Annotated in this window: 16 protein-coding genes; 6 read left to right on the forward strand and 10 right to left on the reverse strand. The window is 38.6% G+C overall.

Going from position 1 to position 17,748, the window contains the following annotated elements; translation table 11 throughout:
- Positions 1 to 163: 163 nt before the first annotated feature.
- A complete protein-coding gene (locus ACIR310F_RS0114210) occupies positions 164 to 1,015 on the reverse strand; it encodes a universal stress protein (RefSeq protein WP_028084392.1) in 852 nt (283 codons plus the stop codon).
- 412 nt (positions 1,016 to 1,427) lie between these two features.
- Positions 1,428 to 2,366 carry a glycosyltransferase family 2 protein gene (locus ACIR310F_RS0114215; RefSeq protein WP_028084393.1) on the reverse strand — a complete coding sequence of 313 codons (939 nt, stop codon included), beginning with the start codon at positions 2,364 to 2,366 and terminating at the stop codon, positions 1,428 to 1,430.
- A 137-nt stretch (positions 2,367 to 2,503) separates the two neighbouring features.
- On the opposite strand from ACIR310F_RS0114215, the gene ACIR310F_RS0114220 reads away from it, so the two are divergent.
- Positions 2,504 to 3,703, forward strand: a complete 1,200-nt coding sequence (locus ACIR310F_RS0114220) for an argininosuccinate synthase (RefSeq protein ID WP_028084394.1) — start codon at positions 2,504 to 2,506, stop codon at positions 3,701 to 3,703.
- A 688-nt stretch (positions 3,704 to 4,391) separates the two neighbouring features.
- Here ACIR310F_RS0114220 and glmS read toward each other — a convergent pair.
- From glmS to psaC, 3 genes are all read right to left on the reverse strand, one after another.
- Complete coding sequence (gene glmS / locus ACIR310F_RS0114230) at positions 4,392 to 6,284, reverse strand: glutamine--fructose-6-phosphate transaminase (isomerizing) (RefSeq protein WP_028084395.1); 1,893 nt, start codon at positions 6,282 to 6,284, stop codon at positions 4,392 to 4,394.
- Positions 6,285 to 6,369: 85 nt separating this feature from the next.
- Positions 6,370 to 6,549, reverse strand: coding sequence for a hypothetical protein (locus tag ACIR310F_RS25690; RefSeq protein WP_155963824.1), 180 nt, complete (start codon positions 6,547 to 6,549; stop codon positions 6,370 to 6,372).
- 69 nt (positions 6,550 to 6,618) lie between these two features.
- Positions 6,619 to 6,864, reverse strand: coding sequence for a photosystem I iron-sulfur center protein PsaC (gene psaC, locus ACIR310F_RS0114240; RefSeq protein WP_015080270.1), 246 nt, complete (start codon positions 6,862 to 6,864; stop codon positions 6,619 to 6,621).
- A gap of 476 nt (positions 6,865 to 7,340) precedes the next feature.
- Between psaC and ACIR310F_RS0114245 the strand changes: the two genes are divergently transcribed.
- Together ACIR310F_RS0114245 and ACIR310F_RS24395 are read left to right on the forward strand one after the other, a co-directional pair.
- Positions 7,341 to 7,694, forward strand: a complete 354-nt coding sequence (locus ACIR310F_RS0114245) for a DUF6464 family protein (protein WP_028084396.1) — start codon at positions 7,341 to 7,343, stop codon at positions 7,692 to 7,694.
- Positions 7,695 to 7,726: 32 nt separating this feature from the next.
- Positions 7,727 to 7,957 carry a hypothetical protein gene (locus ACIR310F_RS24395; RefSeq protein ID WP_155963826.1) on the forward strand — a complete coding sequence of 77 codons (231 nt, stop codon included), beginning with the start codon at positions 7,727 to 7,729 and terminating at the stop codon, positions 7,955 to 7,957.
- 84 nt (positions 7,958 to 8,041) lie between these two features.
- Here ACIR310F_RS24395 and fmt read toward each other — a convergent pair whose 3' ends face one another.
- Entirely contained in the window at positions 8,042 to 9,040 is a 999-nt protein-coding gene (gene fmt / locus ACIR310F_RS0114250; protein WP_028084397.1) for a methionyl-tRNA formyltransferase, read from the reverse strand.
- A gap of 967 nt (positions 9,041 to 10,007) precedes the next feature.
- Here fmt and ACIR310F_RS0114255 point away from each other — a divergent pair.
- On the forward strand, positions 10,008 to 11,261 hold the full coding sequence (locus ACIR310F_RS0114255; RefSeq protein WP_028084398.1) for a hypothetical protein: 1,254 nt from the start codon (positions 10,008 to 10,010) through the stop codon (positions 11,259 to 11,261).
- Between the two features lie 130 nt (positions 11,262 to 11,391).
- Here ACIR310F_RS0114255 and minE read toward each other — a convergent pair whose 3' ends face one another.
- The 4 genes from minE to ACIR310F_RS0114275 all read right to left on the reverse strand — a co-directional run bounded on the left by minE (position 11,392) and on the right by ACIR310F_RS0114275 (position 15,486).
- Positions 11,392 to 11,700: a cell division topological specificity factor MinE gene (gene minE / locus ACIR310F_RS0114260; RefSeq protein WP_028084399.1), complete on the reverse strand. Its 309-nt coding sequence runs from the start codon at positions 11,698 to 11,700 to the stop codon at positions 11,392 to 11,394.
- 38 nt (positions 11,701 to 11,738) lie between these two features.
- The gene (gene minD, locus ACIR310F_RS0114265) at positions 11,739 to 12,545 is read right to left on the reverse strand and encodes a septum site-determining protein MinD (protein ID WP_028084400.1); all 807 of its coding nucleotides are present in this window, start codon (positions 12,543 to 12,545) and stop codon (positions 11,739 to 11,741) included.
- A 90-nt stretch (positions 12,546 to 12,635) separates the two neighbouring features.
- On the reverse strand, positions 12,636 to 13,688 hold the full coding sequence (gene minC, locus ACIR310F_RS0114270; RefSeq protein WP_035368039.1) for a septum site-determining protein MinC: 1,053 nt from the start codon (positions 13,686 to 13,688) through the stop codon (positions 12,636 to 12,638).
- 460 nt (positions 13,689 to 14,148) lie between these two features.
- The gene (locus tag ACIR310F_RS0114275; RefSeq protein WP_028084402.1) at positions 14,149 to 15,486 is read right to left on the reverse strand and encodes a four-carbon acid sugar kinase family protein; all 1,338 of its coding nucleotides are present in this window, start codon (positions 15,484 to 15,486) and stop codon (positions 14,149 to 14,151) included.
- A gap of 579 nt (positions 15,487 to 16,065) precedes the next feature.
- On the opposite strand from ACIR310F_RS0114275, the gene ctpB reads away from it, so the two are divergent.
- On the forward strand, positions 16,066 to 17,400 hold the full coding sequence (ctpB, locus tag ACIR310F_RS0114280) for a carboxyl-terminal processing protease CtpB (RefSeq protein ID WP_028084403.1): 1,335 nt from the start codon (positions 16,066 to 16,068) through the stop codon (positions 17,398 to 17,400).
- Between the two features lie 198 nt (positions 17,401 to 17,598).
- Positions 17,599 to 17,748: SUI1 family translation initiation factor (locus ACIR310F_RS26960; protein ID WP_462433818.1), on the forward strand; the 150-nt coding region annotated here is incomplete at its 3' end.

A 17,748-nucleotide genomic window follows, 5' to 3' on the forward strand; every position in this document is an offset into this window, starting at 1 on the left:
GACAACACAAGTAAATTCACAGAATCAAACCCGATTCCTATATGATATCAGATATTTTTGGGATTTATGTACAAAAGAACAAAAGTAGGGATAATTCATGAAATTGCCCCTACTAGACAAAAATCAGGTTTATGGCCACTTGACTTGATAGTCCCTCCAAGGACTAAGCAGCAGTTCGCGCCAAAAGAACTGGACAAGTAGCATTAACACGAACATAGTCAGATAAAGATGCGCCTATAAGACGATCTATATCAACAAAACTCTTAGCAATAGATGGACGACGGTCTGGAGAACCAATTAATAATAAGTCTATATTCAACTCACTAGCCAAACGACAAATTTCTTCCCCCGGTTTACCACTGCTGGTAACACAACGCACTGCTACAGATTGTCTTTCTGCTTCAGCTAAAGCCATTCCCAACACAGAACTTCTTTCTGGTTTGAGATCAGTAATACCTGATAATTTGCCACCTAAATCTGTATTAACATTAGCTAAAATTAATTGTCCACCGACAACACCCCTAAGTATGAACAAAGCTAAATTTAAACAATTTTTGGCAGACTCAGAATTATCCATTGCTACCATAACGCGCTTAATGTTTTTGACATAAATATCGTCTTTCACCAGCAACATGGGACGAGAAGACAATTGAAAAACGTACTGACTAACGGAATTAGATAAAATTGATTGTAACCGCTTCAGTCCTCGTGAACCCATAATAATCAAATCAGCATCTAGTTCATCCGCGACTTGACAAACCACATCCTTGGGATCACCTTGACGCAAAATAGAAGAAACTTGGCTAGGATCTAAGTTTAAACACTGAATAGCATTAGCCAGAATTTTGCCACCTTCTTCCCATTTATCCGTCATGACAGCAGCAGTGCTTTGTGGAGTAACAACGTGAAGAACTGTTACCTTCGCACCTTGAAATGAAGGCATTTCTTTCAAGTTTTTGAGCATTTCTTCCGCGTGTCCCAAACCGGAGACAGCCAGTAAAATTTTTTGGATCATTTTTACGTCTTTGTCGTGAGGGTTGTTGTGGTTTTTGCTACTAGTATTAAGCCGTGACTGCGATACGTAAGCTATCAGAGTGTTTTTTCTGATTTGCTGAACGACCAAGTTAAGTATTTAGGCGTAAATGAACCAATTAGCAGTAAAACTAATACCAACAAGCAAAATAGTGATCAATATTAAGTTTCTTTACGCCTAATTACGTGAAGTTACAACTAGGTTGCCTATCATTAAGCATACAGCTAATTGTGTCTGATGAAATTAATAAAATATGATAGTCAGTAGGCATCTCCAAAAATTAAATATCTGATTCTAAGAATGAATGAACCACGAAGGAGCGAAGCACACGAAGGAAAGAAGGTTTTAAAGATATTTTGCGCCAGTTATATGAGTCCTGGACTGCTGCTTTGATTTATTTACTCTCTATTTGAACATAGGCTGCATAAACACTTTTAACGTTATACCAATTTAAGAAAATCCGTGCTACTTCTAGGGCTAGTTGTGGTTTACCTAAGTTAATTAACCATTGTAAAAAGGGAGACATAGTTTTTTCGTTTAAAAGGCCATTTAAGGACAGAATACCCCATAATAAACGATGCAACCAAGTCATTTGAATCATCATTTTTACTTCCCAAGTGGGATGTTTTTGATAAAATAAAACTCCCATTTTTCCTCGTTGAATTTCCTGATCAATTAACTTAGGAATTTGTTGTAAACTAAATGGTGGATGCCAATGATAACCGATAGCTTCGGGACATTTAATTAGTTTTAAACCTAGATTTTTTAATCTGACACCTAATTCTAAGTCTTCCCAACCATAGAGTTGAAAACTATGATCAAATAACCCGGCTTTCACTAACCAATGTTTGGGAATAGCGACATTACCCGTAGCAAAGAAAGCAGCGGAAAAATCTGTGATTTTATAAGGCTCTGCGGTGGGATTGGTAAAATTACAAGTATTAATTACAGCACCATAGGTAAAAAAGCTGTCGCTTCCTAATTTCTCCTTTCCTTGTATCAAAGCATTTGTATGAGCTTGGAGGAAATTCGGTAAAACCACTAAATCACTATCAATAAAAATAATTGTATCACCACGGGCTTTTTCTATTCCTAAATTTCGCGCCGCAGCCGGTCCTGCATGGTTTTGTTCAAAGCAGCGGACATGAGGAAATTCGTTTTTATGTAATGCTAACCAATTTAAAGTACCATCAGTAGAACCATCATCTACTAATACGATTTCATAACCTTCTATTTGGTTCTCGTTGCTTAACTGCTGTACCTCTAAAGCGCGGAGACACTTTTCTAAAATTGGTAGGCGATTATAAGTGGGAATAACAATACTCAAAAACACAGTTTTACCTAAAATACTATTGCTTGTATTGAGAATAAGACAAATATAGGCAAGTTACCGTTGCACAAAAAAAATATACGCTAGGTAAGTCAGATATAATAATGACTCGTTCTTTGTTTTCCTGAGTGGAGAAATTCATGGGTCGCGCCAAAAAAGTTATTTTAGCATATTCTGGTGGAGTTGATACTTCTGTTTGTATTCCCTACTTACAGCAAGAGTGGGGAGTAGAGGAGGTCATTACTCTAGCAGCAGATTTAGGACAGGGAGATGAATTAGAACCAATTCGAGAAAAAGCCCTGAAATCAGGCGCAAGTGAGTCCTTAGTAGCGGATGTTAAGGATATCTTTGTTAAAGAATACGCATTTCCTGCTATTCAAGCTAACGCCCTCTATGAAAACCGCTATCCTCTTGGTACAGCCCTAGCTCGACCTTTGATTGCTAAGATATTGGTAGAAGCGGCTGCAAAATATGATGCGGATGCGATCGCTCACGGTTGTACGGGTAAGGGCAACGATCAAGTACGCTTTGATGTTTCCTGTGCAGCCCTCAACCCTAATTTGAAGATATTAGCACCAGCCAGAGAATGGGGCATGAGTCGAGAGCAAACCATTGCTTATGGTGAGAAGTTTGGTATTCCCGCACCGGTGAAAAAATCCTCTCCCTTCAGTATAGATAAAAACTTACTTGGTCGCAGTATTGAAGCCGGTACATTAGAGGACCCAGCAAACGAACCACCCGAAGAAATCTATGAAATGACCAAAGCCATAGCTGATACTCCCAACGAGCCGGAATATCTAGAAATTGGCTTCCAAAACGGACTTCCTACCACCATTAACGGGACAGCAAAAAACCCAGTTGAGCTAATTGAACAACTCAATAAAATCGTGGGAAATCATGGTATTGGCCGCATTGACATGATTGAAAACCGCTTAGTCGGGATTAAATCACGAGAAATCTACGAATCACCAGCAATGGTAGTTTTAATTAATGCTCACCGTGACTTAGAAAGTCTCACTTTAACAGCAGATGTCAGTCAATACAAACGAGGTATAGAAGAAACCTATACTAAACTAGTGTATAATGGACTTTGGTATAGTCCTCTCAAAGCCGCCTTAGATGCTTTTATTCAACAAACACAAGAGAGAGTTTCTGGTGTAGTGCGTTTAAAGCTATTTAAAGGTAATGCTATAATTGTGGGTCGTTGGAGCGATAATACTCTATATACTCCTGATTTAGCAACTTATGGCGCAGAAGATCAATTTGATCACAAAGCTGCGGAAGGTTTTATCTACGTTTGGGGACTACCTACCCGCATTTGGGCGCAAGGTAATAGGTAGTAACATATAGGGTGTAGGGTGTAGGAATAATTAACTATTTTACTCATCACCCGTCACCAAATCAGGACTGACGCAACTGGTATAATATTCTAGATTGTAGTGAGAACTAAAGTTTCTCCCTGGGAGAGGTTACGAAAATAAGATCAGGGCTGAAGCCCTGACTACAAACATATCCTACAATGATTTTTTGTCACACTTGTGTAACTCCGATGCTTCTAAAAAAAGGCTCTTGAGTAAATAATATCATGTCCGTTTGAACACTTACAGCCTTTTCCGCTCTGATGAGGTACAAAGTTGAATCATGAAACTCTTGTGGTGCGGGCATCTTGCCCGCTAGATATGTACCTCATAACACCGGGAAGTGCTGTATCATATCTGTTGAGGCTGGTAATGGGTAATTGGTAATTGGGAAAAGACAATACAACCCACATTCCCCACCCTTAGCTGTCACACAGGGAAATTACGGAAACAAGAAAGAGAACTGAGGCTAAAAAATCACATATTAGCGCAAAAATACATTTATTATTTCTACTTTCGTTTTTTTCCGTTCACCTACTTAGATTATAAGTGATTGGGCGGACATGATATAATATACATTACCTGAGCGAAAAAATTTCATTGTGTTAATTAGGTGGGAAATAACCACCTAATTATTACTTATTTACTTACAAAATCTGGAAAATATCAGTTATTCAACTGTCACTGACTTAGCCAAATTTCTCGGTTGATCTACATCTAAACCTCGCCGGGCCGCAATATGATAAGCTAATAATTGCAACGGTATGACTGTGAGAATAGGAGAGAGAATTTCTTCCACTTGGGGAACCGGAATTAAATCATTAAAAATTTCCGTCACTTCATCATCTTTCACAGATGTTACCCCAATTAATCGGGAATCTCTGGCTTTTGCTTCTTGAGCATTAGAAATCACCTTTTCATAAACATTACCAGGAACAGCGATCGCTACCACAGGAACTTTAGCATCTAATAACGCAATTGGTCCATGTTTCATTTCCCCCGCAGGATAACCCTCCGCATGAATATAGCTAATTTCCTTTAATTTTAAAGCCCCTTCTAACGCAATGGGAAAATTAATTCCTCTCCCAATAAAGATAAAATCTTTCGTTTCTGAAAAATCATGTACCAAATGTTCAATATAACGTTCTTGAGTTTCTAAAATCCCTTCAATTTCCCCCGGTAATTCCCGTAAACCCGTGAGAATTTCCTCAAATCTCAAATCACTAATTTGATGACGACGATAAGCTAAATCTAAGGCCAAAGCATAAAAAGCCATCAATTGCGCTACAAAAGTTTTCGTCGCGGCCACACCAATTTCAATTCCCCCATGGGTATTGATAATATTTGCAACCATATTACCTAAACTACTTTCCGGGCGATTCGTGATTCCTAAAAGTCGCGCTTGATACTTAGCCTCTTTTCCCTGTCTTCTTTCCTTTTCCATAGACAAAGCGGCCAAAGTATCAGCAGTTTCTCCCGACTGAGTTACGCCAATAGTCAGAGTATTAGCCGTTAGCGGTGCTGGTGCATACCGAAATTCAGAGGCATATTGTACCTGAGTGGGAATTTCTGCCAATTGCTCTAATAAGTATTTACCCACTAGTGCCGCGTGCCAACTTGTACCACAGGCAACAATTTGAATCTGTTCTATATCTGCGTAAAATTCGCTGCTTAAACCCAACTTTACTGGTGATTGATCAGTATTTTCTCTCTCTTCCGTAGAAAAATAAGCCTCCAAACAATCCCGTACTACCCCCGGTTGCTCATAAATTTCCTTGAGCATAAAATGTTTGAATCCCTGCTTTTCCACCATCATAGGATTCCAGTTCAGGGTGCGAGGATGCTTTTTCAAGCGATGCCCAGCGAAGTTATACACCTCCACCCCTAAAGGAGTCAAACGAGCGATTTCCCCGTTTTCTAGGGGCAATACAGCGCGGGTATGGGGAACAATTGCTGGGGTATCTGAAGCACAGAAAAACTCACCTTGACCAAAACCAATCACTAAAGGCGCTTGTTGACGAACTACAATCATTTCATCAGGGTAGTCAGCAGAAATCACAGCGATCGCATAAGCCCCCTCTAATTTACTTACAGCTTTATGCACTGCATCTAACAACACAGAAGCAGAACTATGATTATCAGAATAATGCTTTAAACATTCAGCAATCAAATGGGGAATTACTTCTGTATCTGTTTCCGAACGGAATGTGTGACCTAAAGCCTTTAATTGTTCCCGTAACTCTCGATAATTCTCAATAATGCCATTTTGCACTACCGCTACCCGCAGAGCCGTATCTAAATGAGGATGAGCATTGTACTCTTCTGGTTTACCATGAGTTGCCCAGCGAGTGTGACCAATACCAATTTGGGCAGGATTTTCGATTTGTTCCAGTTTAGAACGCAAGTTGAGTAATTTACCCTTAGCCCGTACACAATGCACGTCACCTTCCAAAATAGTGGCAATTCCTGCCGAGTCGTAACCCCTATATTCTAACTTCTCCAGACCAGCCAGTAAAATATTTGTCGCTGCCTGAGTGCCTATATATCCAACTATTCCACACATTGCTTAAACCACTCCAATTACAGGATGATTAAATTTTAAGTATAGTTGCTGGGATAGTTCAGCCACTTTAGCAGATAAAAGCAAATTAGTAATGGGTAATCGGTAATGGGTAATGGGTAATTGGTAATTCACCTTTTACAAAGGACAACTGACTAATGACAACTGACCACTGACAAAGGACAACTGACCACTGACAACGGACAACGGACAACTGACAACTGACAACTGACAACAAAAATGCTGAGGAATGAGAGAAGAATCTCAATATTTCTCCTCTTCTCACTCCCCAACACTAAACTACCAAGAATTTAGAAATTGTAGAAATTTAAAATTCTTAGTAAGCCAAGCCCATACTGCGAGTTGTTTCAGCGCCTAAATAAACGCGAATGCTCAAAAAGTCGGTGGGGCAAGCAGTTTCACACCGCTTACAACCTACACAGTCTTCAGTGCGGGGAGACGCAGCCACTTGAGCAGCTTTACAGCCGTCCCAAGGAACCATTTCCAGTACGTCAGTGGGGCAAGCGCGGACGCATTGTGTACAGCCAATGCAGGTATCGTAGATTTTTACGGTATGAGACATTGAAAAACTTCTCCTCTTGGGTGTTCTTCTAGAATGAATGACAAAATCATAATCAAGGCATAGTTTACCCCAGGGCTTGATAGCTTGTAAGCAAAAGGCTACATAACTTTAAACAATGTAATAGACACTTTGGACAATTTATCTACCAATATCCCTCTGATTCAGTCATAATCAGCAACATAGACATCAAGTGTTTACCTAAATCACTTTTCCCATAAGTGCCGATTTGTAAAGATATGTAAACTAATCGTGATTTTCCTGGAAGTTATCTACAACACCTATAATTAATAATCTATCTAATTTTTCAGATACCTGTCAAGTTATGATCAAAGATTAAATAGTATATAAATATAGATAATTTATATAACTTAACAAAACACGCTTAATCTAATTTAGATAAGACCTAAATTCTAGCAAAAACATCCTAATTAGTGATAATATGCTCAATAAGTAAATCAGATAACATATTATGGATTATGGAGCTAAATTTCTTACCCACAGAGGTAATTTTAACACATCCGCGTCAATCTCTTGGTAGATTACAGCTTGATTGGACACCTCAACCAGGAAATTATTTAGATTTTGCAGGTAAAACCTACGCAGTCTTAGAGCGTCGTCATAGGTATCAGCTTCAAGGTGGACGCTATATATTAAACAATATCGCTATTTACGTACAAATAGCTCAAAGACCGGAGGAAAAAACTTTGGTAGAGGGACGTTGGGTTATTGGTGATGCTACTTGTAACTATAATGCTCTTTCGGAAATTATTCGTTGTGCGGTTAACCCAGCAGGACCCTGTAAGTCCTGCCGTTTTTATGAAAGTCATTAGTCATTAGTCATTAGTCATTAGTCAGTTGTCAGTTGTCAGTTGTCAGTTGTCAGTTGTCAGTTGTCAGTTGTCAGTTGTTATTTGTCAGTTGTCAGTTGTTATTTGTCAGTTGTCAGTTGTTATTTGTCAGTTGTCAGTTGTTATTTGTCAGTTGTCAGTTGTTATTTGTCAGTTGTCAGTTGTTATTTGTCAGTTGTCAGTTGTTATTTGTCAGTTGTCAGTTGTTAGTTGTCAGTTGTTATTTGTCAGTTGTCAGTTGTTAGTTGTCCTTTATCCATTAATAATGTTTCTCTATCCATTAACAATTTTTTTCTATCCATTACCAATTACCAATTACCAATTACCAATTAACAATTACCCATTACCTCACCCACCGTCAACCGAGTTCCATTGACAAAATCCCATCCTGACTGAGGCCGTTTACCCATTAACTGTACTTCTCGCAATAGCAATAAACCCTCACCCGTTTGGATAATTGCCCCTACTCCTTTAATAATATTAACTACTTCTCCTTCTTTTCCTGATACCATTGATTTAGACATCTTGTGTATTTTCTCTTGTAACTGCTCTGGTAATTCTTGAATATACGCAATGTCTAGGGGAACACTAGCAGTGATTTTAAATGGTTGGTTGCGAAAAACAGTAGTACAATGAGGATAAAAGCCGCGAATTTGATTGTGTAATTGGATAGCACTTCGTCCCCAGTCTAAATTATAATCAGGCTTGTGAATCAAAGATGCGTAAGTAGCACAGCCATGATCTTGGGGAATAGGTTGAATTTCCTGACGTTCCAGTTTATATAGGGTTTCTATTAGTAAATCTGCACCAATAATAGCCAATTTTTCACCTAAAATCTGAGCATTGTCTAGTAATTCAATGTCTGTAGTAGCTTTTAGCAGCATATCCCCTGTATCCATCCCTTTATCCATTAAAATGGTTGTAATTCCCGTTTCTTTTTCTCCGTGATATAAACTCCATTGAATTGGTGCAGCCCCGCGATATTGAGGTAAAATTGAACCATGTACATTAATGCAACCGAGCTTTGGCATATCTAATATCTTCTTAGACAAAATTTGACCATAAGCAATAACTACAAATACATCTGCTTCCATTTGTTTGAGTTGTGTTAAGGTTTCCACATCTTTTTTCACCCTCTCAGGTTGCCAAATTAGCAGATGATGATCTGTAGCGTAAGTTTTCACAGGTGAAGGTGTTAATTTATTCCCACGCTCTCGACGTTTATCCGGTTGAGTGACAACGGCTAATACTTCAAAATCACTATTTCCTAAGAGTTTTTCCAAGGTGGGAACTGCAAAATCAGGAGTACCAAAAAATACTACTTTCATTAGTTATTAATTATTAATCACGAGTCATAAGTCATTAATTAATATTAGGTGTGTTCCCCGTTGTTGACAACTACAAAATCTAAATATTAATGAAATTATCTCTGCTACGAAATTTAATTACAGAATTTTTGGTGGCAGGATATGAATTTCCAAGGTTTCATGGTATAGTGTCTACTATTAGATAGATCAGTGAAAATGGCAAAAATCAACTATGATATCAAGTCAATTAGTTAAGTTATGCTAATCACTGTCTTAGCTATGGAAGAAAAGCAATCTACGCGACGCGGAACGTTTTCTCCATCTTACAGACTACACTCACGTAAAGCGTCTCCAAGAGAAGTTATCGCTAATCTCATCTATTATTGACGGGTTTTGTCTGTCTCGCTATATTTTTGACTTAGCTATTTTTCTCTCTACTAAATCAAAATTGTTCAGTAATTACCGAAGTTACAAATAAACTGTGTTTGCTTGATTATAGCATTTACCAGTGTAATTCTAAATTTGTAAATTTGGGTATTTAGTGTTATTGTTTATTTTTGATTTTGCATAAGTTGGTTTGAACTTGCCAAAAATAGATGAATTTTATTTGTATAAGCCTTGTAATATTACAGCAAGCTAGAAACAGAATAATCTATTTTAGCCTAGTTTAAGCTAAGGTTATTTTGAATAGCATTTAGTCAAATCAAAACTTAATGATGATCACTATAAAAATGTCTATATTCAAGTTAATTTGAATATAGATGTTGCCTCAAGTGACAGCGATGACCGCTTTCCTATGTATATATTATGTAAAAATTATGAGGGAAACAATGGTTACACTAAAACTTTTGTAAAGCATTGTAACATTTACATAAATTATCCTGTAAAAGCTTTTGCTTGATTGATATATATATTATATAGTCATAGCTTTTACCATTCCTGTATAAATACTGCCCGCACTTAGCAACTGCCTCCAGAGAGTCTCATCATGCTTAAATCACTTTTGGTGTTAGGATGGTTCCGTGTTAAACCATTTATCAAGTACATTGCTATTACTATTGTAATTTCAACCTTTGTAGGAATGTCTCTTCATGGTACTTTAGCTAAACAATCTCAAGTAGCAAATACCAATTCAGGAAATGACAAATCTAACGCCCAAGGGAAAATAAATTTACAATTTGCTCAAGTCAATTCTCAGACAGGAAAAATATCTATTGGGGAAGGAATACAGTCATTATCAACCAATAAAGTCATCACCAAAGCAAAAACAGAGAATCAGCAAACCGGGAATAATGCTGTTAAGGGAACTGTACCATCAGTTGGTGCTGTAGAAACTCAAGAACAAGTATCCATTAATCAACTTAATTTAAGTCAAAAATTAAAGAACAGAAGGGAAGAATCTGAGTTTAATTCTCTAGAGAATAAGGGTTCTGAATCAGAAGTATTAGCAACATCAACAGTTATACCTGAAGGGAATAAATTACAACTAGATGAAACCGGAGAAATACCTGTAATTGAAGAGAAAAATGAGTCAGAAATGACACAAAATGATCCCATAGGTAGCCCCCATCCCATACCTTGGAAATGGATTATGGCGACTCAGGAAGCGATTGGTGGTAAAGGTATTTCTGGTGTCCGTTATTACCGTAGTTTGCCAGTAATTTCACCCGATGGCAAATATGCGATTTATAGCCGGGTGCAAATGGAAGTGAAGCCAGAAATGCACAATAGCCGAGTTAAGAGCGTGTTGTTTATGGAAGATAGACAAACTAAGAAGTTGCGGGTGATGATATCAACCGATAAGGAGATTGATCCTTTATTAAATAAAGAGGCAAGTTTGCCTGAAGAAGCTGATAATGATGGTAAAATCGGGGTGTTAGTGCCTGTTAGTTGGTCTGAAAAAGGCGATCGCTTTCTAGCACGTAAATTTGTGGCTATTTTCAACACAGCAGATGCTACGGATCAGGCTGTAATTTGGAATCGTCAACAAAATAATATCAATGTAGTTAATCCTGTGCAATCAGAAGATGACCACGAAAAAATAGCGATTTTGCTGGGTTGGAGTAAAAAGCAACCTAACAATGTCTTATTTCGTGCAGGTGAACTAGGGGAAGAAAATTGGCCTTTGGTGCAAGTGGCTAATGATGGTAAAACCGTAAATATTTCAGCGGAGGAAGACCAGCCGATAACCTTTGGTGAAAGTGCCAAAATTTGGGCTGATCCACAGGTTGCATCTCGATAAGTAATTAATCACTAATCCATACCCGTTGTCAACAGTAATCACCAACAACAACGGGTAATTTTGATACCAATGTAATAAATTCTTCAATAGTTGCGTCACAAGTAAGGCTATTTTCTAAACAAACGACAAACTATAAAAGTAAAATATCGGTGTTTTCTAACTGGTTTTGATCGAGAGTTTCCTTGACTCGACGAATTGGTAAATTAGCGATTAAAGCCGTTGTTCGTTGATTGCTTTCTAAGGAAAACTCTAAACCCTCTGTTTCTATTTCCACATAGCGACAAACGATTTCCAGGATTTCCTGACGCATTTTTTCTAAGGTTTCGGGGTTCAAGTCAGCACGGTCATGGGAGATAACAAATTGCAGACGACGTTTAACGTCATTGCGGCTGTTATCGGGACTGCGGACAAAAAGTTTTTCTAAAATTTCAAGAATCATTGCGGGTATGTGTAAGGCACAAGAAACTGGGAAGTTAATTAAACAAGTTTTGACCAAAACATCTTTCTCAAGCGGGAAAAGATGTTTTTACTAGATGAGTCAAGCTCAAGAAACTCGACAGTTTCCCCTTGCAATCTCCGAGCAATGTTCTCGAAAGCGGTGGCAGCTAAAGATGGTGTATCTGATAATACTAATGGTTCGCCACGGTTGGTAGAGACAATCACACGCTCATCATCGGGGATTACTCCTATTATGGGGATAGCGAGAAGTTCCTGAACATCCTGTACAGACATCATATCATTTGCTTGTACCATTGCTGGTCTAATCCGGTTAACTATTAAGTTAATCTTTTTCACGCCTTGTGCTTCAAGTAATCCCACTACTCGGTCAGCATCACGGACAGCGGAAATTTCGGGAGTGGTGACAATAAGAGCTTCCTTGGCTGGGGCGGTAGCATTTTTAAAACCCATTTCAATTCCGGCTGGACAGTCAATGATTACATACTCATACTTTTGTGACAGTGCATTTACCAGTAATTTCATCTGGTCAGGTGTTACAGCTTCTTTATTACGATGTTGGGCTGCTGGTAGGAGTACCAAATTAGGTTGTCGCTTATCTTTTACCAAAGCTTGTTCTAGACGACATTCTCTAGCTAAGACCTCCACCGCTGTATAAACAATCCGATTTTCTAATCCTAGTAGTAAATCTAAATTTCTCAGACCAAAATCCGCATCAATTAATGCTACTTGCTTGCCTATTTTGGCTAAGGCCATCCCCAAATTAGCTGAAACTGTGGTTTTACCCACTCCTCCTTTACCGGAGGTAATGACAATAATGCGACTCATGGTAATGCTGTATAAGATTCAGGAACGATAAAATATTTCAGGCTACTCATGGAATTAATTACATTTGTGATTCTTGCCTCGTCAAGAATTTTAGATCAGATTTTGTGTAATTAATCGCGTCCGACTATTTAATTGGCTGCGGGAAAAATCAGCAGCCTTGACAATGCGAATGCCTTCCGTTGTCATATGTGCAACTTCAGGCAAGAAATTAGTTGGGGACTTTTCTGGCGCTCTAGCGACAGCATCAGCGATTCGCAATTGGGTTGGTTCCATTTGCAAGGCCATGATCAAAGATTCCCGATTACCACTGGCTCCGGCATGGGCAACTCCCCGCAAACGACCCCAAACTAGAATGTCTCCATCTGCAATTATGATACCACTAGGGTTAATATCTCCCAGAATAATCACTGTCCCGCCATGGCGAATTTCCACCCCTGATCTGACTGTCATTTGCAAATAGAGGGCATCTGCCAATGGGGCAGGAGTAGTTTGAAAATCGGCAGTCAGGGATGTTTCTAGTTGGATTTGTTCTACGGAGTACCCCAGGGTACAAGCAGTGATCGCCGTTTGTCTCCGACTGGTGGCTACGGATTTTAATTGTATTTGATATGTATTTAAAGTTTCTGCCAAATCTTGCAGTTGTCTGTTATCTAATAACCGATCTTTAGCTACCAGATGCAGGGCTGTGTTCGGCTTACGTAAGCGATCGCCTGCATTTAAACGCTGTTTCATTTGTTGCCAAATCTCCCACCAACTAAATTCTGATGGTGGTACTTGAGATTCAGTGGGTAAAATTAATAATAGTCGCTCTCCTTGAGTTTTTAACTGAATTTGAGTATTTTGTTCTGCCTTTTGTAGCTGGTAATTTGAATCCTCATCTGTTAAATCAGATAAAATAGAACCTTCTGCCATCAGATTAGGAATATGAGATGCTGATAGACTTCTAGATCTATCCATATTTTCAGTAGCAGAATTATCCTGAAAATAGGCAATAACAGGGTTTAACTCCACATTGGAGGGCATAGAACTAGATTCTACCTGATCAGTAGCATCCGTATTTACCTCGCCAGAATTAGAATTATTTACCTCTATATCAACCTTATGGACGATATGTGACTCTAACTTAGGGACTTCCGCGTTTATAGCGTCAGATTTAACATCACCAGTATTTACCTCGCCAGAATTAGAATTATTTACCTCTATATCAACCTCATACACAACCAACCCTGAATTAGTAACTTCAGAGCTTATGATATCAGATTTAACATCACCAGTATTTACCTCACCAGAATTAGAATCATTTACTTCTATATCGAACTTATACACAACCGACTCTGAATTAGGAACTTCAGAGTTTATTGCATCATGTTTAGCAGAATCAGAATTCATGCAGCACTAACCAAAATATACCAACCGTGAGATTTAAAATTGATAGTTGTCAACAGATTTTAGATTTACAATTTTCGATTTTGGATTGACTCCACCCTAAAGTGTGGAGCTTGAGGATTTTAGATTGACGAAACATTGGATTAGTTCCGTCTTCAAGGGGCGCGGTTTGTACCGAAAATTCCCAATCTAAAATCTAAAATCTAAAATTTTTTTGTCAACTGTTAATTGTCAATTTACATACCAATCTTTGATAAACCGTCCCCAAAGCATCAGCATTACCAACATTACCGGGAAACAACACTACAGGCAAATTAGGAAACAGGGGATGATCCGATGGTGTGATTACCATGGAACAACCTGCTAAAATTTGACCAAGTAATCTAGCAGAAGTTAAAGCCAAACCTGTACTCAAGACATCATTGGAAGTAATACCCCCCTTACTGATTAGGAATCCTATATCAGATGGTAAACCTTGGACAATATCCATGAGTAAAGCTGAAACAGTGCTGCCAAAATCTAACCTAGTTTTGACATCTTTAAAAGTTAATTCTTGACGGCTGGTGTAAACTACTGGAGTTTTACCAGCATTATGTACTGTTTTGACATTTTCTAGAATCTCTGCTAATAGTTTAACAGATTCTTCTACCCCATGATCAAGCAATCTACCTACATTAACTTCTATGCCTACCGTCCCCTCAAGTTTTAATAACGATTCTAACTGTTGAGTTGTCTTTTTAACGTGAGAACCGACAATGATTGCACCAGGTTTGTCACCCCGCACATATTTTGCCATATTTTCAGCCGCAATTGGTTGAGGGGGTAGAGCAGCCAAAGCTGTTAAAATACTAGCAGCAGAACGGAATAAAAATCGTTTTCCCTGACTGGCAGCCGTTAATACATCTAATGCAAAGGTGTTCAGATCCTGTTGATTTTCTCCGTCTACTACACCACACTGATTATTCTCAAGTTGTAACAAGCGTTCTAAACTACCAGCGCGGATATCTGTCAGTAAAAATCTGTTGACAGTATCTTCTTTGATCTGTCCTTTGGTTTTTTCTTCTACATACTTAGGAAGATAGCTGTAATTGTAACCGAAGACTGAATCACGGGCAAATTCTGTTTCATGTACGGGAGTGGGAACACCATCAATAATTAAATAATGAATACTGTCACGGGTAATTCTTCCACCTTCAAAAAATGCCGGGACGAGAAAATGAGCATCAAATGGACCTAGTTCTTCGGCAATCACATCGGTTTCTATGGGATAATGTCCCCGCAAAGTGGAGTCAGAACGACTAACTATCAGAAAATCGGTGATTTTTTCGGAGGCTAATGCAAGTTTGAGATGATGGCAAACTTCTCTAGTCACAGATGCGGCAGCATCTGGGGTGAGGGAACGAGTATTGGTTAAAATAAAGAGAATGGGAGCATCGTCTTTTAATCCTAAACGCAGGGTTTCCACATCCCAACGCATCAATAGTAAACAACTGTGGACGGTTTGGGAACCGGTGGGATCATCATCGAGGACAATTATTTTGGGTTTGTTATTCATAATTTGTTTTGTTGACACTTTTGTCAGTTTTTGGAGTTCTTTGCATATCTTACATACATGATCTGGAATGAATGATATTGATGTTCAGCTATTCAAAAAATGATATCATCTTAGTTCATAATCCTTTCAAGAAGTAGCTTATACACGGGACAACAAAATCTGGCCTTTTGGTAAGGTAGAAGTAATAACTGTACTAATTGTTACATTTTATTAATTTACCCTCAAGGTGAATGAATGGCATTGATAATCAGTTTATAAAGGATCATTAATAAAACTTTAATGATCATGTTAATGGAAATCACACCCACTCAGGCAAGAAAATGGTATGGTAAAGAAGATAATTGAGAATTTATAAATGACACTTATGTCAATGTCACACAGTGGCTTTTGTTTTTTTGTAAAAAAACGGTTCACCTCAACCTGTAATAGTGCTTAACCAAAAAATAAAATATTCCATAACGGAAACGGAAAAAAGGTCTCAAGATAGATGAAGTATAAAGGTTATTAGGATAAAAAACCACAAATCAGGCAATTCTGCTTAATAAACCCTCAAAAACACAACTATTTCCGCGAATATACATGAACCAATCTGCAAAATATTACTCACCGCTCCAGGCTGCTTTGATTGGTGGAGCGATCGCTACAACTGCTACCATAGCTGTATTTGGTCAAGCTTGGACAAAATCAGTTCATGCTGCTTTACAAGATAGTCCTAAAGCACTAGTTGACCAAGTTTGGCAGTTGGTGAATCGTGAATATGTTGATAATAAATTTAATCAACAAGATTGGCAAGCAATCAGGCAGAGCCTATTAAGTAAAGACTATACTTCTAAAGAAGAGGCTTACGTAGCAATTCGCGCAGCTTTGCAAAAGCTGGGTGATCCCTACACTCGGTTTATGAACCCCCAACAATATGAATCCCTAACTAGTCAAACATCCGGGGAAGTATCGGGTATTGGTATTCGTATGCAAATCAACGAAAACACCAAGCGTCTGACCGTGATAGAGGCTATAGACAATTCTCCAGCCCTGAAAGCCGGACTAAAATCAGGGGATGAGATATTAGCCATTGATGGTAAATCAACCCTGAAAATGACGGTAGAAGATGGCTCAAAATTAATTCGTGGTCAAGTAGGTACTAGTGTTAGCCTAGATATAGAAAGATCAGGAAGCAAACTCAAAATCAAATTAACAAGAGCAACAATAGAAGTTCCTACTGTTCGCTATACTCTCAAACAAGAAGCGAATCGGCGTGTTGGGTATATTCGCTTACAAGAATTTAGCTCCCACGCCGCTGATCAAATGCGTGCCGCTATTCGCAGAGGGAAGAGTGATCAAGTTGATTCCTATGTTTTAGACCTACGAGGTAATCCCGGTGGTTTGTTAAATGCTAGTATAGAAATTGCCCGGATGTGGCTAGATGAGGGTCATATCGTCAAAACCGTAGACCGCAAAGGATGGAGCGCTCAAACCACAGCTAATGGTACGGCTATTACCAAACTACCCTTAGCAATTTTAGTAGATGGTAATTCAGCTAGTGCCAGTGAAATCCTCACCGGCGCACTGAAAGACAATAAACGGGCTGTAGTTGTTGGTAGTCAAACCTTTGGTAAAGCTTTGGTACAGTCAGTCCATGAACTAGAAGATGGTTCAGGTTTAGCCGTCACCATTGCCCATTATTATACACCCAATGGTACAGATATCAACCATAAAGGAATTGCACCTGATATCAAGCTAGACTTAACACAAACACAAGAACGCCAATTGGCTTCTAACCCGAGTTTAATCGGTACAAATAGTGATCCCCAATACGCTCGTGCTATTGCTGCTCTCTCTAATGGCAAATTAGCACAGACTGTGAAAAGTCAAAATTCCCAGTTTATTAGTGTCAGTTCTGAAGACTTGAAATTTTAAAATTTGAGTTTTAATTCCACCCTTGGGGGACAGTTAGGTAATAATTAATGAACCACGAAGGTACGACTTCTTTGTGGTTCATTTTCTCTTATCCTCTTATATATACTCTATCATGTAGCAATGATATATTTAATTGCCGCCGCTTAGGTTAAAATTGTTGAGAATGAAAGTTTATTTTTCCTGCATTAAATTCTATCTATGGCTAATCCTAAATCTGACAAAAACTTTGTCTATCAAGAATTTGGTAACGGTAGTTCACCTCCACTAGAAGGGGCTTTAGAGCGGGGAATCCAAGATTTACCCCCAAATCAGCAAAATGTAAGAATCCAAGCCACTCGCGCTGGACGG

Source organism: Dolichospermum circinale AWQC310F, assembly GCF_000426925.1.
GTDB classification, from domain to species: domain Bacteria; phylum Cyanobacteriota; class Cyanobacteriia; order Cyanobacteriales; family Nostocaceae; genus Dolichospermum; species Dolichospermum circinale.